The organism is Mesorhizobium sp. M0208 (assembly GCF_040322015.1).
Lineage (GTDB): Bacteria > Pseudomonadota > Alphaproteobacteria > Rhizobiales > Rhizobiaceae > Mesorhizobium.
This window is the reverse complement of sequence record NZ_JAMYSP010000001.1, coordinates 283891-304542: the sequence shown is the minus strand read 5'-3', so window position 1 is coordinate 304542 and position 20652 is coordinate 283891. Positions and strand designations below refer to the sequence as shown.

At 63.2% G+C, this 20652-nt stretch carries 22 protein-coding genes; 10 read left to right on the top strand and 12 right to left on the bottom strand.

Annotated features, from left to right (window positions below; genetic code table 11):
- Nucleotides 1–46: 46 nt before the first annotated feature.
- The 4 genes from NKJ17_RS01580 to NKJ17_RS01565 form a co-directional block, all read right to left on the bottom strand.
- A complete protein-coding gene (locus NKJ17_RS01580) occupies nt 47–1033 on the bottom strand; it encodes a Gfo/Idh/MocA family protein (RefSeq protein ID WP_352686556.1) in 987 nt (328 codons plus the stop codon).
- Between the two features lie 142 nt (nt 1034–1175).
- Nucleotides 1176–1751 carry a YceI family protein gene (locus tag NKJ17_RS01575; RefSeq protein ID WP_352686553.1) on the bottom strand — a complete coding sequence of 192 codons (576 nt, stop codon included), beginning with the start codon at nt 1749–1751 and terminating at the stop codon, nt 1176–1178.
- A gap of 68 nt (nt 1752–1819) precedes the next feature.
- Nucleotides 1820–2395 (bottom strand): cytochrome b, encoded by a 576-nt coding sequence (locus NKJ17_RS01570; protein WP_352686550.1) that lies wholly within the window; start codon nt 2393–2395, stop codon nt 1820–1822.
- A gap of 149 nt (nt 2396–2544) precedes the next feature.
- On the bottom strand, nt 2545–3435 hold the full coding sequence (locus tag NKJ17_RS01565; protein ID WP_352505949.1) for a LysR family transcriptional regulator: 891 nt from the start codon (nt 3433–3435) through the stop codon (nt 2545–2547).
- Between the two features lie 105 nt (nt 3436–3540).
- On the opposite strand from NKJ17_RS01565, the gene NKJ17_RS01560 reads away from it, so the two are divergent.
- Nucleotides 3541–4536, top strand: coding sequence for an aldo/keto reductase (locus tag NKJ17_RS01560; protein WP_352505950.1), 996 nt, complete (start codon nt 3541–3543; stop codon nt 4534–4536).
- A 251-nt stretch (nt 4537–4787) separates the two neighbouring features.
- Here the strand turns inward: NKJ17_RS01560 and NKJ17_RS01555 are convergent, their stop codons facing one another.
- The 7 genes from NKJ17_RS01555 to infC form a co-directional block, all read right to left on the bottom strand.
- A complete protein-coding gene (locus NKJ17_RS01555) occupies nt 4788–5390 on the bottom strand; it encodes a nucleotidyltransferase family protein (protein WP_352505951.1) in 603 nt (200 codons plus the stop codon).
- A gap of 39 nt (nt 5391–5429) precedes the next feature.
- Complete coding sequence (pheT, locus tag NKJ17_RS01550) at nt 5430–7838, bottom strand: phenylalanine--tRNA ligase subunit beta (protein ID WP_352686546.1); 2409 nt, start codon at nt 7836–7838, stop codon at nt 5430–5432.
- Between the two features lie 142 nt (nt 7839–7980).
- Complete coding sequence (gene pheS / locus NKJ17_RS01545; RefSeq protein WP_352686542.1) at nt 7981–9066, bottom strand: phenylalanine--tRNA ligase subunit alpha; 1086 nt, start codon at nt 9064–9066, stop codon at nt 7981–7983.
- A gap of 96 nt (nt 9067–9162) precedes the next feature.
- Nucleotides 9163–9564 (bottom strand): 50S ribosomal protein L20, encoded by a 402-nt coding sequence (rplT, locus tag NKJ17_RS01540; RefSeq protein WP_006201247.1) that lies wholly within the window; start codon nt 9562–9564, stop codon nt 9163–9165.
- Nucleotides 9565–9711: 147 nt separating this feature from the next.
- Nucleotides 9712–9915, bottom strand: a complete 204-nt coding sequence (gene rpmI, locus NKJ17_RS01535) for a 50S ribosomal protein L35 (protein ID WP_006201248.1) — start codon at nt 9913–9915, stop codon at nt 9712–9714.
- Between the two features lie 191 nt (nt 9916–10106).
- A complete protein-coding gene (locus NKJ17_RS01530; RefSeq protein ID WP_352686540.1) occupies nt 10107–10748 on the bottom strand; it encodes a methyltransferase family protein in 642 nt (213 codons plus the stop codon).
- A gap of 202 nt (nt 10749–10950) precedes the next feature.
- Entirely contained in the window at nt 10951–11487 is a 537-nt protein-coding gene (infC, locus tag NKJ17_RS01525; RefSeq protein WP_023677573.1) for a translation initiation factor IF-3, read from the bottom strand.
- A 214-nt stretch (nt 11488–11701) separates the two neighbouring features.
- Here infC and NKJ17_RS01520 point away from each other — a divergent pair, with 214 nt between their 5' ends.
- The 4 genes from NKJ17_RS01520 to NKJ17_RS01505 all read left to right on the top strand — a co-directional run bounded on the left by NKJ17_RS01520 (nt 11702) and on the right by NKJ17_RS01505 (nt 15065).
- Nucleotides 11702–12469 (top strand): alpha/beta hydrolase, encoded by a 768-nt coding sequence (locus NKJ17_RS01520; RefSeq protein WP_352686537.1) that lies wholly within the window; start codon nt 11702–11704, stop codon nt 12467–12469.
- A 4-nt stretch (nt 12470–12473) separates the two neighbouring features.
- Nucleotides 12474–13616: a benzoate/H(+) symporter BenE family transporter gene (locus NKJ17_RS01515; RefSeq protein ID WP_352686535.1), complete on the top strand. Its 1143-nt coding sequence runs from the start codon at nt 12474–12476 to the stop codon at nt 13614–13616.
- A 116-nt stretch (nt 13617–13732) separates the two neighbouring features.
- Nucleotides 13733–14209, top strand: coding sequence for a DUF2852 domain-containing protein (locus NKJ17_RS01510; RefSeq protein WP_352650182.1), 477 nt, complete (start codon nt 13733–13735; stop codon nt 14207–14209).
- A gap of 97 nt (nt 14210–14306) precedes the next feature.
- Nucleotides 14307–15065 (top strand): M48 family metallopeptidase, encoded by a 759-nt coding sequence (locus tag NKJ17_RS01505; protein ID WP_352650183.1) that lies wholly within the window; start codon nt 14307–14309, stop codon nt 15063–15065.
- 8 nt (nt 15066–15073) lie between these two features.
- On the opposite strand, the gene NKJ17_RS01500 is transcribed toward NKJ17_RS01505, so the two are convergent.
- Nucleotides 15074–15292: a hypothetical protein gene (locus NKJ17_RS01500; RefSeq protein ID WP_254815955.1), complete on the bottom strand. Its 219-nt coding sequence runs from the start codon at nt 15290–15292 to the stop codon at nt 15074–15076.
- A 164-nt stretch (nt 15293–15456) separates the two neighbouring features.
- Here NKJ17_RS01500 and NKJ17_RS01495 point away from each other — a divergent pair, with 164 nt between their 5' ends.
- From NKJ17_RS01495 to NKJ17_RS01475, 5 genes are all read left to right on the top strand, one after another.
- Complete coding sequence (locus NKJ17_RS01495) at nt 15457–16116, top strand: phosphoribosylanthranilate isomerase (RefSeq protein WP_352650220.1); 660 nt, start codon at nt 15457–15459, stop codon at nt 16114–16116.
- 33 nt (nt 16117–16149) lie between these two features.
- On the top strand, nt 16150–17400 hold the full coding sequence (gene trpB, locus NKJ17_RS01490) for a tryptophan synthase subunit beta (RefSeq protein ID WP_352505958.1): 1251 nt from the start codon (nt 16150–16152) through the stop codon (nt 17398–17400).
- A 2-nt stretch (nt 17401–17402) separates the two neighbouring features.
- Nucleotides 17403–18242 (top strand): tryptophan synthase subunit alpha, encoded by an 840-nt coding sequence (gene trpA, locus NKJ17_RS01485; protein ID WP_352480201.1) that lies wholly within the window; start codon nt 17403–17405, stop codon nt 18240–18242.
- Nucleotides 18243–18279: 37 nt separating this feature from the next.
- Entirely contained in the window at nt 18280–19206 is a 927-nt protein-coding gene (gene accD, locus NKJ17_RS01480) for an acetyl-CoA carboxylase, carboxyltransferase subunit beta (RefSeq protein WP_254815952.1), read from the top strand.
- A 62-nt stretch (nt 19207–19268) separates the two neighbouring features.
- Nucleotides 19269–20594, top strand: a complete 1326-nt coding sequence (locus NKJ17_RS01475; RefSeq protein WP_352686530.1) for a bifunctional folylpolyglutamate synthase/dihydrofolate synthase — start codon at nt 19269–19271, stop codon at nt 20592–20594.
- The last annotated feature ends 58 nt before the right edge of the window (nt 20595–20652 follow it).

Below are 20652 nucleotides of genomic sequence, written 5' to 3'. Positions count from 1 at the left end.
CAAGATCTCGTCCAAAAAACCGGCCCGTTGCAGGATCACGGCCGGCCTAGACTGCCTCCCAGCCTTCCTTCTCGCCGGCGCGGAAGATGGCATCGATGACCTTCTGGTTGAGCACCGATTCTTCCAGGGTGAAGACACGATCCTTGCCACCCTGTGCCGCCCGCGCGAAGGCCTCGACTTCCAGCCGGTACTGTTGCGTGCCGGGAAAGCGGAAGACCTGCGCCTCGCTGTGGTTCTGGTTGTGCAGTTCGACGCGGTGATGGTCGTAGAGTCCGGCATTAAACGGTGAGAACACCTCGATGAAGCCCTTCTCACCGTGAAAGACCATCACCTGGCGTGCCGCCATCTGTGTCGACAGGTAAAACGACAACTCGAAGTCGCCGAAATCGGCGCGGATCGAGGAATAGATGTCGGTGCCGAATGTCTTGTCGCGCTCGATCCTCGCCTGGACGCGCAGCGGCTCCTTGCCGGTCGAAAAGCGCGTCGATACCGTCGGATAGACGCCGATGTCGGGCAGCGCGCCGCCGCCGAGATCGAGCTTGTTGCGCATGTTGTTGGGGTCGACATTGTAGTAGGAGAACGCGCCCTGGACATGGCGCAGCCGGCCGATGGCGCCGTTGCCGATCAGCTCGCGCACCTTGATCCATTGCGGGTGGTAGACGACCATGAAGGCTTCGCAGACCAGCACCTTCCTGGCATCGCGCAGCTTGATCAGTGGCGGAATGTCCTTGGCGTCGAGAGCCAGTGGCTTTTCGACCAGAACATGCTTGCCGGCCTCGATCGCCTTGGCTGCCCATTCGACATGCTGCGAGGTCGGCAGCGGAATGTAGACGCCGTCGATGTCGCTGGAGGCGAGCAGTTCCTCATAGGAGCCGAAAGCATGGCGCGCCCCGAAGCGTTCGCCCAGCGCCCGAGCTTTCGACAGATCGCGGCTGGCGATCGCCGACAGCACGCCGTTCTCCGCCTCGACGATTGCCGGTAAAAGCTGCTCGCGGCCGATTTTGGCCGTCGACAAAACACCCCATCGGAACATCAGATTTCTCCTCTCGATTGCAGGCCTGGAGGTTTGCCTGAAATCGGCGGAAAAGCCAATGCGGGAGCATGGTTCCTCGCCCCACCAAGTGGGGAGAGGAACCCAGGTCCTGCAGCGACGGTGAAATCGCAGGGAGAACCGCTCAACCCCTTCTACCCGTCAGCGTCATGTCGAATTCGACGACGTTGGAATAAATCGGCGTGCCGACATCCATGCCATAGCGCGACCGCAACACCTTGCCTGTGACGTGGAACTTTATCGTGCCCGCCTTGAGGCTGCCGAGCTCGGCCGTGAACTTTTCCTGAAAGGTCTTGCCGCGCGCCGTCAGCCGGCCGGTGACAAGGGCCGACGTGTCGCCGGTGCGTTTGACGCTGGTCGAACGGAACTGGATCTCCGGATTGTTGGTCGCGTCGAAAACCGCGTCCGAGCGGAGAAAGGCATCGATGCGACTTTGGCCGGTACCGACGCTTTCGGGGAAGATGGTGAAATTGACCTGGGACCGGCCGACATCGCTGTTGTCGATAAGGATATTGCCCTTGAAGCGGGAGAAAGCACCGTCGAGCCCGCCGCCGCCGAGCTTGGCAATGGAGAAGTGGATGCTGGAACTCCCTGGGCTGATCGTGTAGCTGCCGGCCGCCTCGCCAAGGGCAACGGCGGCAAAAACAGGCATGGCAAAACAAGCGGCGGCTGCCGCAAATCCGAAGATGCGCGCGTACATGGAAATGGTCCTCTTGGCAGGCAACGCTTTCTTGCGTCCTCGCCCCATGAACGAATGAGCCGCCCGCTCTATTCCGTCTCGCGATGTGACGAAGCCGTGATCATGCGCGTCAGCACGGTATCCCTCAGCCAGAAATGATGACGCAGCGCAGCGGCGAGATGCAAAGCGACAAGACCGATGCCGGCATAAGCGAGATACCAGTGCGTCGCTGCCCAGAAGCTTTCTGCCATGTCCGATTCACCAAGCGGCAGATTGGGCATGACGAACAGATTGAACGGCACGCTCGGGATCTCCAGCACCGAGACCGAGACCAGCGCCCAGCCGGACAGCGGCAGAGCGAGCTGAAAAGCATAAAGCGCAAGATGGACAAGCGGCGCCATGCGGCGCTCGAAAGGGCCGACTGAGCGCGGCAGCGGCGGGGCCGGTCTGCCAAGGCGCCAGGCGATGCGCAGGATGACCAGCCCAAGCAATAGGAAACCGAAAGATTTATGCAGCTGAATCAGCTCGAAGGCGGTGCGCTGGCTGGACAGCCGCACCATGACGAAGCCGAGCACGAACTGGCCGATAAAGAGCGCCGCGATCAGCCAGTGAAGGATGATCGCTGTCCAGCCGTAGCCGGTCGGCTGTTTGGGCAGTGCTGACATGGTCTGTGAACGAATGCCAGGTCGGCTTTCTTCCATCCCGGAAAGGCGGTTTCCACTTATGTTTGGAGACGACCAATTGCCGGTGCCAACGGCCGTAAGACGAGCATTCACGCCTGAATAGATTGCCCTCCGCAGTTCCGACGGTGCCCCTATGTACTCACTTTGAAGAAATCGACAAAGGCCCTGAGCGCCGGCCGCATCTGGCGTCGGCTCGGATAATAGACGAAAAAACCATCGAAGGGCGGGCACCAGTCCTCCAGCACGCGAACGAGCTTGCCGGCGGCGAGCGGGTCGTGGACATAGTCCTCGAACACGAAGGCGAGCCCGGCGCCGTCAACCGCAGCATTGGCAATCAGATGGTCCTCGTCGAGGATCAATGGCCCTTGCACCGGGATTTCGATCTCCTCGCCGTTTTTCCCGAATTCCCAGCGATAGATGATGCCGCTGGAGAAGCGGAGGCGGATGCAGCGGTGAGCGGCGAGATCGCGCGGATGCTGCGGCTTGGGCCTGGTCTCGAAGTAGGATGGCGTGCCGACCACCGCGCCGCGAAGGTTCGGCCCGATGCGCACTGCGATCATGTCGCGCTGCAGGCTCTCGCCCAGCCGCACACCGGCATCGAAGCCGCCCTCGACCACATCGGTGAAGCGGTCGTCGATGACGATCTCCAGCACGATGTCGGGATAGGCAGCCGCAAAGGCGCCGAGCCTTGGCGTCAGCGCCAGGTGGGCGGCGGTGCGCGGCACGGTCAGCCTGAGATTGCCCGCCGGCCGGTCGCGCGCCTCGATCGCCGATTCCAGCGCCAGGTCGATTTCCGACAGCGCCGGCCTGAGGCGCTCGAGCAGTTGCGCGCCCTCCTCGGTCGGAGCGACGCTGCGCGTGCTGCGCGCCAGAAGGCGCACGCCGAGACGCGCTTCCAGGCTGGACACCGCGTGGCTGACCGCCGACGGCGCGATTGCCAGCTCCTTGGCGGCGCCGCGAAAACTGCCGCATTGGGCGACCGTTGCCAGCACGGCAAGCTGTGAAAGATGTGTTCGCTTCATTGATCTATTTTTGGGAACAGCTCGTGCACATAAGAGGCGATTATCGAACGCTGCGCAAGACGGTATCTCCGTGGCATCACAACCATCACAACAAGGAGACACGTGATGCAAACCCGCAAGCTCGGCAATGAACTCGACGTCTACCCAGTCGGCCTCGGCTGCATGGGGATGAGCTTTGCCTATGGTGGCCAGCCGGAGGCGGAGGCGATTGCCACGCTGCGCCACGCCGTCGAGATCGGGGTCAATTTCTTCGACACCGCCGAGGTCTATGGCCCCTACGAGAACGAGATCCTGGTCGGCAAGGCGCTGAAGCCGGTGCGTGATCGTGTGACGATCGCGACCAAATTCGGCTTCAAGATCCTCGAAGAAGGCAGCGGCACCGAGCGCATGGCCGGCGTCGACAGCCGCCCGGAGCATGTCAAGGCGGTGGCCGAAGCGTCGTTGAAGCGGCTGGATACCGAGATCATCGATCTCTACTACCAGCACCGCGTCGACCCCAGCGTGCCGATCGAGGATACGGTCGGCGCCATGGCCGAGCTGGTGCGCGAGGGCAAGGTGCGGACGCTCGGCCTGTCGGAGGCGAGTGCGGCGACCATCCGCCGGGCGCATGCCGTGCATCCGATCGCCGCGGTGCAGAGCGAATATTCGTTGTGGAGCCGCGATCCGGAGGAGGAGGTGTTTGCCGTCTGCCGCGAGCTCGGCATCGGCTTTGTCCCCTATAGCCCGCTCGGCCGCGGCCTGCTCACCGCCACGATCGCCAAGCCCGATGTTCTCGGCGCCGACGACTGGCGCCGGGGGTTGCCGCGCTTCCAGGCCGACGCCATGGCGGCCAATGCGGCGGTCGTCGCCGTGCTGGAAAAGATGGCCGCCGAGAAGGACGTGGCGCCGGCGCAGCTGGCGCTCGCCTGGGTGCTGCATCAGGGCGACTTCATTGTGCCGATCCCCGGTGCCCGCAAGATCCGACATCTCGAACAGAATACGGCGGCAGCCGATATCGTGCTGACCCCGGCCGAAGTGGCAGCCATCGGCGACGCCCTGTCGCCGGAAAAGGTGATGGGCAAGCGCTATACCGAGGAGCTGCTGGCCGTGGTCGACGGGTGAACGGCAATCGACAGTGCAATCGAAACGGGGCGTTTCGGCACCCCGTTTCGAGTGCCGCAGCGGTGCAAATAATTGGGAGAAATTGGCGCGACCTCCGTCCTGCCGGACATCTCCCCCTCAAGGAGGGAAATTGGACGTCACCTCGGCTTTCGCCAATCACCGGCGCCGGAAGGGCGGGCAGGGCGATGGAACTGCCAATCTTCCCCTTGCGGGGAAATGCCCGGCAGAGGGGGGTGCCTCGCGCCAACATTCTACCAAGGCACGACAGTAATCTCCGGCCAGCACTCCTGTGCCCGCCTGCCCTTCATTTCATGGGTCCGCTGATTATCCAGCACCCTGTTCGGCGTGATGCGGAACGAAAAAATGTCGTCGAGCCCGAACGGCGCCACCAGATCGAGGCGCCCCTCGGCATCGTAGCGCACGCCGACTGCATGCGTCTTCGACGCAAAATAGCTGACCGATTCGCTAGCGCTCATATAACGCGGGCATTCCTGCCCGAACTTGCTCGGATACCACAGATGCACCCGCGCCTGATTGCGAACCTCGACCGGCACCGTCAGCCCTTCGAAATGCGCTGCTGCACAACGAATGACCAAATCCTCGGCCTCGTAGGACAGATCGTTCTCATCGAAATAGAACAGGTCGACATCTTTGATGCCGTACCCCGAAGGCTTTCCGGTCAGATGGTTCCAAACGCTGTTGTAGAGCGCACCGGAGACGACCAGCCAGTCCGGCAGGCCTAGCCCCCGTACCCGCGACAGCGTCTCGCCGATCAGCGGATCGGCCGAGACGATATCGAGAAAGACTGGACGCTGTTCCTCGAAGGGCAGCCCCGAATAGCGCAAATGGTCCATCGCCCTTTGGACGGCGATTCGCCAGGCTCTCGCAACCCCTCAGCCGCGCAGCACGCCGCCGGTCTGCTTGTGCACGTTCTCGACGATGCGCTTGGCCAGCGCCTCGAAATCCTCATCGGTCAGCGTCTTTTCGACGGGCTGGATCGACACCTCGATGGCGATCGATTTCTTCGCCGCGCCGAGGGCGGCACCCTCGAAAACATCGAACACCGAGACGCCGGAAATCAGCTTCCTGTCTGCGGCAAGAGCGGCGCGAACGAGTGTGCCGGCTTCGACCGCCTTGTCGACGACGAAGGCGAAGTCGCGCTTGACCGCCTGGAAGGCGGACAGATCGAGCCTTGGCTTTGTCCGCGTCGGCTTGGCCTTAGGCTCAGGCACCGCATCAATGAATACTTCGAAGCCGCAGAGCGGGCCGGAGACGTCAAGCCCTTCCAGCGTCTTCGGATGGAACTCGCCAAACGTACCAAGGATTACCTTCGGCCCAAGCTTGATCGTGCCGGAGCGGCCGGGATGATACCAGGCCGGGCCGCCGGCCTCGATCTGCAGCCGCTCGACCGGCGCGCCGCAGGCTTCGAGTGCAGCGATCGCATCGGCCTTGGCATCGAAGACGCCGACGGCGCCGGCGTTGCCGGCCCAATGGCGGCCGGAGCCCTCGAGCTTGGCGGTGCCGCGCCGCACGCCGGCGGCAACGCGCCGCTGCTGGTCGGCGCCGTCGCCCTCGTAAGTGCCCGACACTTCGAACAGCGCGACATCGCCGATGCCCTTGTCGGCATTGCGTTGCGCTGCCGCGATCAGCCCCGGGAGCAGCGACGGCCGCATATCCGACATATCGGCGGCGATCGGGTTGGCAAGCTTTAGCGCCTGCTGGCCGCCGCCGAACAATTCGGCGTGTTTTGCCGGAATGAACGACCAGGTGACGGCCTCCATCATGCCGCGCACGGCAAGCGCCCGCTTGGCGGCGCGGGTGCGTATCTGCAGCACAGTCAGGATCTTGGCGTTGACCGCATCGTGCGAACCAAGCGGCTGCGGCGCGATATTGTCGACGCCATGGATGCGCATGACCTCCTCGACCAGGTCGGCCTTGCCGTCGACATCCGGCCGCCAGGACGGGACCGCTACATTGACGACATCGCCCGTGCCCTCCGGCCTGAAGCCGAGGCGGGCAAGAATGTCGAGGCTCGTCGAGCGCGGCACTTCGATGCCGGTCAGCCGCTTCACTTCCGACAAAGGGAACGAGACGATCTTCGGCCGATGGCCGGCATAGCCGACGACCTCGGTTTGCGCCGGCGTGCCGCCGCAGAAATCGAGCACCAGCTTCGTTGCCAGCTCCAGGCCGGGAACCATCATTTCCGGGTCGACGCCACGCTCGAAGCGGTAGCGTGCATCGCTGATGATGCCGAGCGTGCGGCCGGTGCGGGCGGTGGCGATCGGGTCCCAAAGCGCCGACTCGATCAGCACATCGGTGGTGTTCTCGTCACACCCGGAATGCTCGCCGCCCATGATGCCGGCGATCGATTCGATGCCGTCCTGGTCTGCGATCACGCACATCTCAGGCGTCAGCGTGTATTCGCGGCCGTCGAGCGCCAGCACCTTTTCGCCGTCACGCGCCCGGCGCACGGTGAGATTGCCGGTGACCTTCCCAGCGTCAAAAACATGCAGCGGCCGACCGCGGTCGAAGGTGACGTAATTGGTGATATCGACGAGCGCGCTGATCGGCCTCAAGCCGATGGCGAGAAGCCTTTGCTGCAGCCATTTCGGCGACGGTCCGTTCTTGACGCCGCGCACCAGGCGCAGGGCAAAGCCGGGGCAGAGCTCCGGCGCTTCGATCGTCACCTTGATCGGCGTCGCGCCTTTGCCGGGGATCGGCTCTATCGGCGCGCTCTTCAGCGTACCGAGCCCGCTCGCCGCCAAATCCCGGGCGATGCCATGGACACTGGTGGCGTCCGGCCGGTTCGGCGTCAGATTGATCTCGATCAGCGGATCGTCGAGATGGGCATAGGCGGCGAAACTGGTGCCGACCGGCGCATCGGCCGGCAGGTCGATGATGCCGTCATGCTCTTCGGATGATTCGAGCTCACGTTCGGAGCACATCATGCCGTGGCTTTCAACGCCACGGATCTTGCCGACGGTCAGCGTCACGTCGATGCCGGGGATATAGGTGCCCGGTGCCGCAAAGGCGCCGATCAGGCCGGCGCGGGCGTTCGGCGCTCCACACACGACCTGCACAGGTGGCTTGCCGTCGCCTGTGTCGACGGTCAGCACGCGAAGCCGGTCGGCATCTGGGTGCTGCACCGCCGTCACCACCTTGGCGATGACGAAGGGGGCCAGGCTCGCCCGGTCGTCGACATGCTCGACCTCGAGGCCGATCGAGGTGAGACGCTCGACGATCTCCGCCAGCGAGGCGTCGGTCTCGAGATGATCCTTGAGCCAGGAGAGGGTGAGTTTCATGACTGTGTTCCGTCTAGTCTTTGCAGGCTGACTGGTCTTTCCAGGCTGACTGGTCTGGGCACGTTGCACTTGAAGCTGTGCGGCCGCGCGTCCGACATGTGCAGGAAGGCGAGCTGCCCGCGGATTTGCTGCGGCCGGCTCGTCACGCGCTCAAGCCCCCGAACAGCGTCGGCATGTCGAGCGGCCTAAAACCGTAATGCGAAAGCCAGCGGACATCGGCGTCGAAGAAGGCGCGCAGATCCGGCATGCCGTATTTCAGCATGGCGATGCGGTCGATTCCCATGCCCCAGGCGAAGCCCTGGTATTCGTCAGGATCGAGGCCACCGTAACGGAGCACATTGGGGTGCACCATGCCGCAGCCGAGGATCTCCATCCAGTCGGAGCCTTCGCCGAAGCGCACCTCGCCCGGCCGCGAACGGTCGCACTGGATATCGACCTCGAGGCTGGGCTCGGTGAACGGGAAGAAGGACGGCCGGAAGCGCATCTTCACGCTCGGCACCTCGAAGAAGGCCTTGCAGAACTCCTCCAGCACCCACTTCATGTTGGCGACATTGGCCGATTTGTCGATCACCAGCCCCTCGACCTGATGGAACATCGGCGAGTGGGTGGCATCGGAATCCTGCCGATAAGTCTTGCCGGGTATGACGATGCGGATCGGCGGCTTCTGCATCTCCATGGTGCGGATCTGCACCGGCGAGGTGTGAGTGCGCAAAAGCTTGCGTTCGCCCTGCGCGTCCGGCTGGAAGAAGAAGGTGTCGTGCATCTCGCGCGCCGGGTGGCCTTCCGGGAAGTTCAGCGAGGTGAAGTTGTAATAGTCGGTCTCGATGTCGGGACCTTCGGCGATGGCAAAGCCGAGATCGCCGAAGATCGCCGCGATCTCGTCGATAACCTGGCTGATCGGATGGATGCGGCCGCGCTCGGCCGGCGATTGCCTGACCGGCAGCGTCACATCAACCTTCTCGGCGGCGAGACGCGCCATAATCGCCGCGTCCTTCAGCTCGGCGCGGCGAACAGAAAGCGCCTCGGTGACGCGGTTCTTGAGGCCGTTGATCGCCGGGCCCTTGACCTGGCGCTCCTCGGCGCTCATCGAGCCAAGCGTCTTCAGCATCTCGGAAACCGAGCCCTTCTTGCCGAGGGCCGAGACACGCACCGCCTCGATCGCCTGCTCGTCGGCGGCCGAGGCAATGTCGGCCATCAGGGAATGTTCCAGAGTTTCCATGTCACTCATGTTCCAGATCCGATTGGAAGCAAAGAAAAACCCGCGCCAGCCCTGCCAGCGCGGGTTTCCCAAATCAAGTGTCGAATAGCTTGGGAAGCGCTGGTCTTAAGCGACAGCGCTTTCAAAAGCATTCGGCGTGGTGTTCTTGAGATATTCGAGCGCGACCTTGGCCTTGGCCACGAGTGCGGCGAAGGCCTGCGGCTCGTGGATGGCCATATCCGACAGGATCTTGCGGTCGATCTCGATGCCAGCCTTGTTGAGACCGTCGATGAAGCGGCCGTAGGTCAGGCCATGCTCATGCGTCGCCGCATTGATGCGCTGGATCCACAGCGCGCGGAACGAACGCTTGCGATTCTTGCGGTCGCGATAGGCGTACTGTAGCGACTTTTCCACCGCCTGCTTGGCGATCCGGATGGTGTTCTTGCGACGGCCGTAAAAACCCTTGGCGGCTTTCAGGACCTTCTTGTGCTTGGCGTGCGAGGTGACGCCTCTCTTTACGCGTGCCATGTCATGATCTCCTTAAAAGCAATTCCAGGAAAAGTGCCTAGCGGTTTTCCGTTCGGAATTGCGTAAAACAAATGCGTGTCCAGACCGAATGCTCTTATTTTGGCGCATGATGTTTCCAAAAAGTCTGCAACTTTTTGGCATCATGCCCTAGAGGCCGTTCGGCAGAAAATTCTTGATGACCTTCTTGCCGTCCGGTTCAGCCAGAACCATCGTGCCGCGGGCATTTCGAATGAACTTGTTGGAACGCTTGATCATGCCGTGACGCTTGCCGGCCGCAGCCGACAGAACTTTACCCGTACCTGTGATCTTGAACCGCTTCTTGGCGGCCGACTTGGTCTTCATCTTGGGCATTTTGCTACTCCGTTTATATGCGCACCAATGCGCTTTTTGTTCGCTTCAGGCCGACCAAAGCCCGAAAAGCAAATGAAACCGCCACGGCATGCCCTGCCGGGCGGTTTTTTGGGAACGGCGGTCCTATACGTCAAAGCGGGCCGGCGCGCAACACCCCGTACCGAGCAACACTGTACTCAGCAATACTGCACTCAGGGGAAACGGAACAGCACCGGCAATATGCCGGACTGCTGGGCGCCGTCGATCAGTTCGAAAGCCGGCAAGGCAATCAGGAAGACCAGACCGTCCAGCAGCGTGGTTCGCAGCAGGCGCGGCTTGAAGCCGCCGGTGTCGCCTTCCTGATACAGCGACAGCTTCGGAAAAAAGCGCGGCACTTTCGCCAGGTAGGCCTGGTATGGCGCGCCGAGAACCTCCTTGAGGAATTTCTCCTCGCGCAGGATAACGATGTAAAAGGCACCCGCGCAAAGCGCTGCAAAGCCGATCGTGGCGGTGATCGAGCCGATCTGTGCGCCGACACCGGCGGCAGCTAAAGTAGAGAAGACATAGAGCGGGTTGCGGGTGATCGAATAGGGGCCGCCGGTCACCACTTCGGAGGATTTGCGACCGCCGATATAGAGCGTCGACCACAAGCGTCCGACGATGCCGAGAAAGATCAGCACGACGCCAACCATTTCGATCGTTTCATGCACAGGCGTATCGGGCGGAAAAACCGACTGCCCGAACAAAAGCATCGCGAACAGGACGACGACGACGACGGCAAGCACCATCCTGCGCGTGTGCTGGTAGCTGCCCAGCCCATATTTGGCTTCCGAATGCTTGACGTCATTGACCATGTCGGGAATCCGATCGTCGAGGGAACCAGAGCGTCTTTGCTCTCGCCGGCGATCGCAGCGTCTGGCCAAGAAAACAGGCGCCCCGCCGATCGCCGGGACGCCTTGCAACATGATTCAGGCGGATTTTATGCACGTCGCCCAAAAGTGCGCAGCGGTTTTGCGACAAGGACATGCACAAAACAGAACTAAAGCGCAACGCGCGTTAGCGGGGCGCCAGCACCATCATCATCTGGCGGCCTTCGAGCTTCGGTTCGGCTTCGACCTTGGCGATGGGCGCCACTTCCTCGCGAACCTTGTTCAGAAGCTGCATGCCGAGTTCCATATGCGCCATCTCGCGACCGCGGAAGCGCAATGTCAGCTTGACCTTGTCGCCTTCCTCGAAAAAGCGCCGGACAGCCTTCATCTTGGTCTCGTAGTCGTGGCTGTCGATGTTCGGGCGCATCTTGATCTCCTTGATCTCGATGACCTTCTGGTTCTTGCGCGCCTCGGCCGCCTTCTTCTGGTTGGCGTATTTCAGCTTGCCGAGATCGAGGATCTTTACGACGGGCGGCACTGCATTGGGCGATATCTCGACCAGGTCGAGCCCAGCCTCTTCGGCGAGCAGCAATGCGTCGTTGATGGAGACATCGCCGCGGTTCTGGCCTTCGGCGTCGATTAGCTGGACCCGGGGAACCCGGATGTCACGGTTGGAGCGCGGGCCTTCCTTGGTGGGCGCCGCTGCTTTGAAAGGTCTGCGAATGGTCGTGGTCTCCTTGAGCCGTTTCGTTAAGGGGTTCTTCAGTTCAGAATTGCGAACGCGCAATGTGGTGAGCGCGCGGTCGGAGTCAATAGCACAGCATTCTCAGGAAATCACCTGCCCGATGAATGCTCCTCTGCACCAAGCGAAGAAAGTAGCAGAGCACTTTTCGTTGAACCCCCGCTTGTGCCAAAAGACCGGCGTGAGGGAATACACCATGAGCACCACCCCGATCTTCCTGGACGTCGACGGGACGAGCATTGCCGTCAGGCATGCGGCAGGTGCCGAGCCCGGCATCGTCTGGCTTGGCGGCTACAAATCCGACATGCTGGGCACCAAGGCCGAAACCTTGTCGGAATGGACGCGCAAAGAAGGCCGCGCCTTCCTGCGCCACGATTATTCCGGCCACGGCGAATCGAGTGGCGCCTTTGCCGACGGCACCATCTCGAAATGGCTGGGCGAGAGCCTGGCGGTTTTCCGCCGCTTCACCCGGGGCAGGCAAATCCTGGTCGGTTCGTCGATGGGCGCCTGGATCGCGCTGCGCATGGTGCAGGAGTTGCACAAGGCGGGCGAGAACAGCGTCGCCGGCCTTGTGCTGCTGGCGCCGGCGCCCGATTTCACGTTCGAACTGGTGGAGCCGGTGCTGACCGGGGCGCAGAAGCGCGACCTCAGGAAAAAGGGCTTTTTCGAAGAGCCGTCGGACTATTCCGCCGAACCGTACATCTACACGCGCGGACTGATCGAGGACGGCCGCAACAACCGGGTGATGACCGGGCCGATCGACACGCACTGTCCGGTCCACATCCTGCAAGGCCTGGCCGATCCCGACGTGCCGTCGAGCCATGCGTTGAAGCTGGTCAGCCTGCTGCCGGCCGACGACGTCACGCTGTCGCTCATCCCCGACGGCGACCACCGCCTGTCGCGGCCGCAGGATCTCGACATGCTGGTGCGGGCGGTGGACGCTATGGTGCGGCAGGCGGGATAGAGGCATGCGCATTTCCATTCCGGTGTCCGCCTTCGTCGCGGCGATCGTCGGCTTCGGCGGTACGCTGGCCATCGTCATTGCCGCCGCCAAGGCGGTCGGCGCAACGCAGGTCGAGACCGCAAGCTGGGTGACGGCGCTTTGCCTGGCGATGGCGATCGAGAGCCTGTGGCTGTCCTGGCGCACAAAAATGCCGGTCATCACCGCATGGTCGACGCCAGGCGTGGCGCTGATCGCCGCGTCGACCGGCTTTTCGATGGATGAGGCGGTTGGCGCCTTCGTCGTCACCGCGGTCCTGCTGATCGCCACAGGCCTGTTCAGGCCCTTGACCAAGCTGATCGCCAGAATACCGGCGTCCGTCGCATCCGGAATGCTGGCCGGCATCGTCGTCACCTTCGCCATCAATGCGGTGAAGACCGTTCCCGTCGACCCCTGGCTGATCCTGCCGCTGGTTGCGGCGTTCTTCGTCATCCGCCTGTTCAACCCGGCGCTGTCGGTGCTGCTGGTGCTGATCGGCGGCGGTCTCGCCGCCTTCCTCACCGGCCGGGTCGGCGGTCTGCCGGCACCGGAACTCTCGAGCTTGATACTGGTGATGCCGCGGTTCACCGCCACTGCAATCATCGGCCTCGCCTTGCCGCTCTACCTCGTCACCATGGCCTCGCAGAACCTGTCCGGCCTCGCCGTGCTGAGGGCAGCCGGCTATCATCCCGAACCCGGGCCGCTGATCGGCGTCACCGGCCTGTTTTCGCTGCTGACGGCGCCGTTCGGCGCCTCGACTACCAATCTGGCGGCAATCTCGGCGGCGATCTGCACCGGGCCCGACGTGCATCCCGATCCGGCCGAGCGCTGGAAGACCGGGCCGTTCTATGCGTTGGCCTATCTCGTCTTTGCCCTGTTCGGCGCCTCGCTGGTGGCGATCTTCGCCGTGTTGCCGCAGAGCCTGATCGCGCTGGTCGCCGGCCTGGCGCTGATGGCGCCGCTCGCCAATGCACTGTCGATCGCCTTGAAAGACGAGGACGAGCGGATGGCCGCCACGGTCACCTTCGCCGTCACCGCATCGGGGCTGACGCTGTTCGGCGTCGGCGCGGCGTTCTGGGGGCTGATTGCCGGATTAGTCGTGCTTTTCCTCGAAAATCTCAAAAAGCGATAATCATTTCAGCCGCTTGTCCGGTTTTGGCGATCGCTGTCTTGAATCGCCGTTTTCTCCATCCCATTTCGATTCAACGCAGCCGGATTTGGCTGTCTCCAACTGAAGGATTGGGAGAAATGAACACATCTGCATTGATCCGTCCGGCCTGGACGCCGGCGACCATCGCGTTGATGGTGATCGGGTTCATGGTGTTCTGGCCGCTCGGCTTGGCCATGCTCGCCTACATCATCTGGGGCGACCGGCTCGACGGCTTCAAGCGTGACGTCAACCGCGCCACCGACGGCATCTTCGCCGGCTGCCGCCGCGGTTCCGACAAGGCCGCGCGCTGGGGTCATGGCTCCGCCCGCACCGGCAACGTCGCGTTCGACGACTGGCGCGAAAAGGAACTCGAGCGGCTTGCCGAGGAACGCCGCAAGCTCGACGAGATGCTGAGCGAGTTCGACGAATATGCCCGCGAATTGCGCCGCGCCAAGGACCAGGAAGAGTTCGACCGCTTCATGGCCAACCGCAACAAGTCGACGTCGCCCACGACCGGGTCGGCGACGAACAACAAACCCAGCGGCAAATCCACGCCGGGCCTGCTTGACGAGTAAGGTCCCGTGCCCAGATAGATAATCCAACGGCGTCGCGTCAGCGGCGCCGTTTCTTTTTTGTTCTATTCGTTTCCCTCGAATCACGTATCGTCCCGGAATGTCCTTCGGCTTCTTTCGCACCCCGACGAAACCCAAGCCCACGCCCGTCGTGGAGCGCGAGCATTGCGTTGCCGGCCGCACGCTGCCGCTCAAGATCGTCGAGAACGACCGTGCCCGCCGCCTTACACTGCGCATCGATTCCGGCGGCCGCGGCTTGCGCATCACCGTGCCGCCGGGGCTGCGGCGCGGCGAGGTGGAAAAATTCCTCGACCGCCATCAGGACTGGCTGGAGCAAAGGCTAGCCAAAGTGCCCAACCGGCCGCAGGTGCGGCCCGGCATCAAGATACCGGTGCGCGGCGTGCCGCATCGCATCGTCCATGAACCGTCGAAACGCGGCACCGTCACGCTGTCGCGCGACGAGCGCGGGCCGCTGATGATCGTGCATGGCGAGCGCCTGCATCTGCCGCGCCGCATCGCTGATTTCCTCAAGCGCGAAGCCAAGCGCGAGATCGAAGCGCTGGTGACCAAGCACAGCGCGGCGATCGGCAAACGGGCCAAGGCGATCCGCTTCAAGGATACGTCGAGCCGCTGGGGGTCCTGCACGTCGGACGGCAATCTGTCGTTTTCCTGGCGCATCATGATGGCGCCGCGGCCGGTGATAAACTACCTCGTCGCGCATGAGGTGGCGCATCTCAAGGAGATGAACCACGGGCCCAAATTCTGGAAGTTATGCGAGCAGCTCTGCCCGGATACCGAGCGCTGCAAGGATTGGCTCAAGCGCAATGGCGGCGCGCTGCAGGCGATCGCGTTCGAGTAGTTGTCCGATCAATCGTCATTCGCCGCGTTCAACTCCTCCGGCCGCAACCCCTCATCGACATGGCGGGGCCAGGGCAGAAAATCCTTCTCGAAGGTCTCGTTGCTGAAATAAGCCAGCGCCCGGTGCGCCTCGGCGCCGTTGAAAGCCGCCTTGTCCATCAAATGAGCGATGACCTCATGGGCCTGCGCCAGCTTTTGCCTGAGTTCCGCGACGGTCTTTTCCGGCATGATCTTTGTTCTCCCGCCTTTGTGCCTGAGCAAGTAGCGTTGCGCTCTTAGATTAGCGAGGTAGCGCGTTCCGCTCTTACATTAGCAAGGTAGCGCGTTCCACGCTGGCGGCAAACAGGATGCTTTTTCTCGACTCTTTGGCCGTTTCGTGCCAATCCCGCGCCATGGCGCTCGACATCAAGATATGCGGGTTGAAGACCGACAAGGCACTGGCTGCGGCATTGGCCGGCGGCGCCAGCCATGTCGGCTTCATTTTCTTTGCCAAAAGCCCGCGCTATGTCGAGCCGGCGGAAGCCGGCCGCCTGCGCGAAGCGGCGCGCGGCAAGGCTAAGGCGGTTGCCGTGACGGTCGACGCCAGCGATGCGTTCCTGGACGAGATCGTCGAAAAGATGCAGCCCGACATGCTGCAGCTTCACGGCGCCGAGCCCCCCGAGCGGGTGGCAGAGGTGAAGGCCCGCTACGGTTTGCCGGTGATGAAGGCGCTGCCGGTCAGTGAGGCTGCCGATCTCGCGCGGGTCAAACCCTTCATCGGCATTGCCGACCGCTTCCTGTTCGATGCCAAGCCGCCTAAGGGTTCGGAATTGCCGGGCGGCAACGGTCTTGCCTTCGACTGGCGCATTCTGGCTGGCCTTGACGCCGGCGTCGATTACATGCTTTCCGGTGGGCTCAATGCCGGCAATATCGGCGACGCCTTTCGGCTGGCGAACCCGCCCGGAATAGATGTTTCCTCGGGCGTGGAGAGCGCGCCGGGCGTCAAGGAACCGGCGCTGATCGAACAATTTTTCCGCGCCGTCGGGGCAGCACGCGACAACCGCGCCGCCTGACCACGCTTCAAACCTCAGACCAGGAGATCGGCGATGGACAAGCCGGCGATACCGAATTCCTTCCGCACCGGCCCCGACGAGCAGGGCATGTTCGGCATTTTTGGCGGTCGTTTCGTTGCCGAAACGCTGATGCCGCTGATCCTCGAGCTGGAGCGGCACTGGAACGAGGTCAAGAACGACCCGGATTTCAAGGCCGAACTGACCGATCTCTCGACGCATTACGCCGGGCGGCCGTCGAAGCTCTATTTCGCTGAAGGCCTGACCAGGCATCTTCGTGAGGTGTCCTCGGCAAAGGGCCTCGGGGGCGGCGCAAAGGTCTATTTCAAGCGCGAGGACCTGAACCACACCGGCTCGCACAAGATCAACAACTGCCTCGGCCAGATCCTGCTCGCCAAGCGCATGGGCAAGACAAGGATCATCGCAGAGACCGGTGCCGGCCAGCATGGTGTCGCTTCCGCCACGGTCGCGGCGCGCTTCGGGCTTCCCTGTATCGTCTATATGGGCGCGACCGATGTCGCCCGGCAAAGCCCCAACGTCTTTCGCATGAAGCTTCTGGGCGCCGAGGTGCGGCCGGTGACGGCCGGCCACGGCACGCTGAAGGACGCCATGAACGAGGCGCTGCGCGACTGGGTGACCAACGTCGAGGATACCTATTACCTGATCGGCACCGCCGCCGGCCCGCACCCCTATCCGGAGCTGGTGCGCGACTTCCAGTCGGTGATCGGCACCGAGGCGCGCGCCCAGATCCTCGAGCAGGAAGGCCGGCTGCCTGACACCATCATCGCTTGCGTCGGCGGCGGTTCCAACGCTATCGGCCTGTTCCATCCCTTCCTCGACGACAGTGAGGTGCGCATCATCGGCGTAGAAGCCGGAGGCCGCGGCCTCGACGGCATCGAGCATTGCGCCTCGATGAGTGCCGGCGCGCCCGGCGTGCTGCATGGCAACCGTACCTACCTCCTGCAGAACGCCGACGGCCAGATCATGGACGGCCACTCGATCTCGGCCGGCCTCGACTATCCCGGCGTCGGGCCGGAGCACTCATGGCTGCGCGATTCCGGCCGCGTCGACTACGTGCCGATCCTCGACAGCGAGGCGCTGGAGGCGTTCCAGTTGACGACACGCGTCGAGGGCATCATTCCTGCGCTTGAATCGGCCCATGCCATCGCACAGGCGGTGAAGATCGTGCCTGACATGGACAAGGACCAGATCGTCATCGTCAACCTGTCCGGCCGCGGCGACAAGGACGTGCATACGGTGGCCAATATGCTGGGCATGGAGATCTGATCATGGCCACCCGTATCGACCGCCGCATGGCAAAGCTGAAGGCCGAGGGCCGACCGGCACTCGTAACCTATTTCATGGGCGGCGACCCTGACTACGACACGTCGCTCTCGATCATGAAGGCGCTGCCCGGCGCCGGCAGCGACATCATCGAGCTCGGCATGCCGTTTTCCGATCCGATGGCCGACGGCCCGGCGATCCAGGCGGCCGGCCTGCGGGCGCTGAAGGGCGGCCAGACACTGGTCAAGACACTGAAGATGGCCTCGGAATTCCGCGCCGGCGACAGTGAAACGCCGATCGTCTTGATGGGCTATTACAATCCGATCTACATCTACGGCGTCGAGCGCTTCCTGAGCGACGCGCTGGCCAGCGGCATAGACGGGCTGATCGTCGTCGACCTGCCGCCGGAGATGGATGAGGAACTTTGTATCCCGGCACTCAAGGCCGGCATCAATTTCATCCGGCTGGCGACGCCGACCACCGACGACAAGCGCCTGCCCAAGGTGCTGCAGAACACCTCCGGTTTCGTCTATTATGTGTCGATGACCGGTATCACCGGTTCGGCGCTGGCCGACACCGGCAAGGTGGCGGCAGCTGTCAAGCGCATCAAGAGCCATACCGACCTGCCGGTCTGCGTCGGCTTCGGCGTCAAGACCGCAGAGCAGGCGCGCATCATCGGCGCGTCGGCCGACGGCGTCGTTGTCGGCACCGCGATTGTCAATGCCGTCGCCAACGTGCTCGGGCCGAAGGGCGAAAAGACCGCCGATCCGGCCGAGGCCGTCGCCACGCTGGTCAGCGGGCTTTCGCAAGGGGTTCGCGCGGCTCGCCTTGCTGCCGCCGAATAATCTTCCTACGTCTTCTTAAGGGACAGGAGCCGAAGCGATGAACTGGATCACCAATTACGTCCGTCCGAAGATCAATTCGATGCTCGGCCGCCGCACCGACATGCCGGAAAACCTGTGGATCAAGGATCCCGAGACCGGCGAAATGGTGTTCCATAAGGATCTGGAGCAGAACCAGTTCGTCATCCCGTCCTCCGGCCACCATATGAAGATATCGGCTAAGGAACGGCTGAAATTCTTCCTCGACGACGGCAAATACGAGACGCTGGAAAACCCCAAGGTCGTTCAGGATCCGCTCAAGTTCCGCGACGAGAAGCGCTACGTGGACCGGCTGAAGGATGCCAAGGCCAAGACCGGCATGGAAGACGCCATCATCAATGCGCTGGGCACGGTCGAAGGCGTGCCGGTGGTGGTGACGGTGCAGGATTTTGCCTTCATGGGCGGCTCGCTCGGCATGGCGGCCGGTGACGCCATCGTGCATGGTTTCGAGGTCGCCTTGCAGCGCAAGCGGCCGCTGATCCTGTTTGCGGCCTCCGGCGGCGCGCGTATGCAGGAAGGCATCCTGTCGCTGATGCAGTTGCCGCGGACCACGGTCGGCGTCGACAGGCTGAAGGAGGCCGGCCTGCCCTACATCGTCGTCCTGACCAACCCGACGACCGGTGGCGTCACCGCCTCCTACGCCATGCTGGGCGACGTGCACATTGCCGAACCAGGCGCGCTGATCGGCTTTGCCGGACCGCGCGTCATCGAGCAGACGATCAGGGAAAAACTGCCCGAAGGCTTCCAGCGCGCCGAATATCTGATGGAACACGGCATGGTCGACATGGTGGTGTCACGGCTGGAGATGCGCCAGACGATTGCGCGGCTGTTGAGAATGCTGCTCAAGCTGCCGGAGGAGCAAAAACCGCAGGAGCCGGAGATCCTGCCGCCGTCTGTGATTCCGGCCGAAGCCCGGCCGCACGCCTGACGCGACAGCCCGCGGCGCGAGCGGCTGTTGTGTGCCGTTGCGCACGCGCCTAGGATTCTCCCATGACCACGCTTGCCGCCGACCGCGAAATCGAAAGCCTGATGGCGCTTCACCCGAAGGGCTTCGACCTTTCGCTCGACCGCATTTCGCGGCTGCTCGAACGCCTCGGCAATCCGCAGGACCAGCTGCCGCCGGTCATCCACATCGCCGGCACCAATGGCAAGGGCTCCTGTGCCGCCTTTTCACGGGCGCTGCTCGAAGCAGCCGACTACCGCGTCCACGTCCACACTTCGCCACACTTAGTGAACTGGCACGAGCGCTACCGGCTGGCCGCCGATGGCGGCGGCAGGCTGGTTGACGACAAGGTCTTCGCCGAAGCCATCGCCCGGGTCGCCGAGGCCAATCAAGGCCAGAAGATCACCGTGTTCGAAATCCTCACCGCCGTTACCTTCCTGCTGTTTTCCGAGCATCCGGCCGATGCCGTCATCCTCGAGGTCGGCCTTGGCGGCCGCTTCGACGCCACCAATGTCATCGCCGAGCCGGCCGTGTCGGTGATCATGCCGGTCTCGCTCGACCACGAAGCCTATCTCGGCGACCGCGTCGAGCTGATCGCCGCCGAAAAGGCCGGCATCATCAAGCGCGGGTGCCCGGTCGTCATCGGCGCGCAGGAAAGCGAGACGGCCCAGCAGGTGCTCATCGAAACCGCCGAACGGCTCGACTGCCCCGCCTTCGTCTATGGCCAGGATTTCCTTGCCTATGAGGAAAACGGCCGCATGGTCTATCAGGACGAAGATGGATTGATGGACCTGCCGCCGCCGCGCCTGCCGGGGCGCCATCAATTCGCCAATGCAGCGGCAGCGATCGCGGCGGTCAAGGCGGCCGGCTTCGAGATCAGCCACCGCGCCGCCGAGAAGGCGATGGCGAATGTCGCCTGGCCGGGCCGCATGCAAAAGCTGCCGCAAGGCCGGCTGAGCGAACTGGCGCCGAAGGGCGCCGACATCTGGCTCGACGGCGGCCATAATCCCGGCGCAGGCGTGGTCGTCGCTGAGGCGCTGGCGGAGCAGGAGGAAAAGAACCCGCGGCCGCTGTTCCTGATCTCGGGCATGATCAACACCAAGGACCAGAGCGGCTATTTCCGGGCCTTCAAAGGGCTGGTGCGGCACGTCTACACCGTGCCGGTGAGTCTGAGCGACGCCGGCGTGCCAAACGACGAACTGGCGACCCGCGCCATTGAGGCAGGCTTGTCGGCCGAACCGGTTAGTTCCGTTGCAAGCGCACTGATGCTGCTGCGCGACACATGGGACGGACCGCCGCCACGCATCCTGATCGGCGGATCGCTTTACCTGGCCGGCGGGGTACTGGCCGAAAACGGCACGCCGCCAACCTGAGGCGTGCGTTCGCCCGGGCCGCGATGGCGCCACACCTGTCAGATCACCGCGAGGAGCC

What these genes read in the sequence shown, in the direction of transcription:
- pheS (WP_352686542.1), bottom strand. Translation starts at nt 9,066, where the DNA reads ATGAGTGACATGGAAACTCTGGAACATTCCCTGATGGCCGACATTGCC.
- trpB (WP_352505958.1), top strand. Translation starts at nt 16,150, where the DNA reads ATGGACAAGCCGGCGATACCGAATTCCTTCCGCACCGGCCCCGACGAG.
- NKJ17_RS01530 (WP_352686540.1), bottom strand. Translation starts at nt 10,748, where the DNA reads ATGGTCAATGACGTCAAGCATTCGGAAGCCAAATATGGGCTGGGCAGC.
- NKJ17_RS01475 (WP_352686530.1), top strand. Translation starts at nt 19,269, where the DNA reads ATGACCACGCTTGCCGCCGACCGCGAAATCGAAAGCCTGATGGCGCTT.
- rpmI (WP_006201248.1), bottom strand. Translation starts at nt 9,915, where the DNA reads ATGCCCAAGATGAAGACCAAGTCGGCCGCCAAGAAGCGGTTCAAGATC.
- accD (WP_254815952.1), top strand. Translation starts at nt 18,280, where the DNA reads ATGAACTGGATCACCAATTACGTCCGTCCGAAGATCAATTCGATGCTC.
- NKJ17_RS01500 (WP_254815955.1), bottom strand. Translation starts at nt 15,292, where the DNA reads ATGCCGGAAAAGACCGTCGCGGAACTCAGGCAAAAGCTGGCGCAGGCC.
- trpA (WP_352480201.1), top strand. Translation starts at nt 17,403, where the DNA reads ATGGCCACCCGTATCGACCGCCGCATGGCAAAGCTGAAGGCCGAGGGC.
- pheT (WP_352686546.1), bottom strand. Translation starts at nt 7,838, where the DNA reads ATGAAACTCACCCTCTCCTGGCTCAAGGATCATCTCGAGACCGACGCC.
- NKJ17_RS01510 (WP_352650182.1), top strand. Translation starts at nt 13,733, where the DNA reads ATGAACACATCTGCATTGATCCGTCCGGCCTGGACGCCGGCGACCATC.
- NKJ17_RS01505 (WP_352650183.1), top strand. Translation starts at nt 14,307, where the DNA reads ATGTCCTTCGGCTTCTTTCGCACCCCGACGAAACCCAAGCCCACGCCC.
- NKJ17_RS01575 (WP_352686553.1), bottom strand. Translation starts at nt 1,751, where the DNA reads ATGTACGCGCGCATCTTCGGATTTGCGGCAGCCGCCGCTTGTTTTGCC.
- NKJ17_RS01520 (WP_352686537.1), top strand. Translation starts at nt 11,702, where the DNA reads ATGAGCACCACCCCGATCTTCCTGGACGTCGACGGGACGAGCATTGCC.
- NKJ17_RS01560 (WP_352505950.1), top strand. Translation starts at nt 3,541, where the DNA reads ATGCAAACCCGCAAGCTCGGCAATGAACTCGACGTCTACCCAGTCGGC.
- NKJ17_RS01555 (WP_352505951.1), bottom strand. Translation starts at nt 5,390, where the DNA reads ATGGACCATTTGCGCTATTCGGGGCTGCCCTTCGAGGAACAGCGTCCA.
- NKJ17_RS01515 (WP_352686535.1), top strand. Translation starts at nt 12,474, where the DNA reads ATGCGCATTTCCATTCCGGTGTCCGCCTTCGTCGCGGCGATCGTCGGC.
- NKJ17_RS01495 (WP_352650220.1), top strand. Translation starts at nt 15,457, where the DNA reads ATGGCGCTCGACATCAAGATATGCGGGTTGAAGACCGACAAGGCACTG.
- NKJ17_RS01565 (WP_352505949.1), bottom strand. Translation starts at nt 3,435, where the DNA reads ATGAAGCGAACACATCTTTCACAGCTTGCCGTGCTGGCAACGGTCGCC.
- NKJ17_RS01580 (WP_352686556.1), bottom strand. Translation starts at nt 1,033, where the DNA reads ATGTTCCGATGGGGTGTTTTGTCGACGGCCAAAATCGGCCGCGAGCAG.
- NKJ17_RS01570 (WP_352686550.1), bottom strand. Translation starts at nt 2,395, where the DNA reads ATGTCAGCACTGCCCAAACAGCCGACCGGCTACGGCTGGACAGCGATC.
- rplT (WP_006201247.1), bottom strand. Translation starts at nt 9,564, where the DNA reads ATGGCACGCGTAAAGAGAGGCGTCACCTCGCACGCCAAGCACAAGAAG.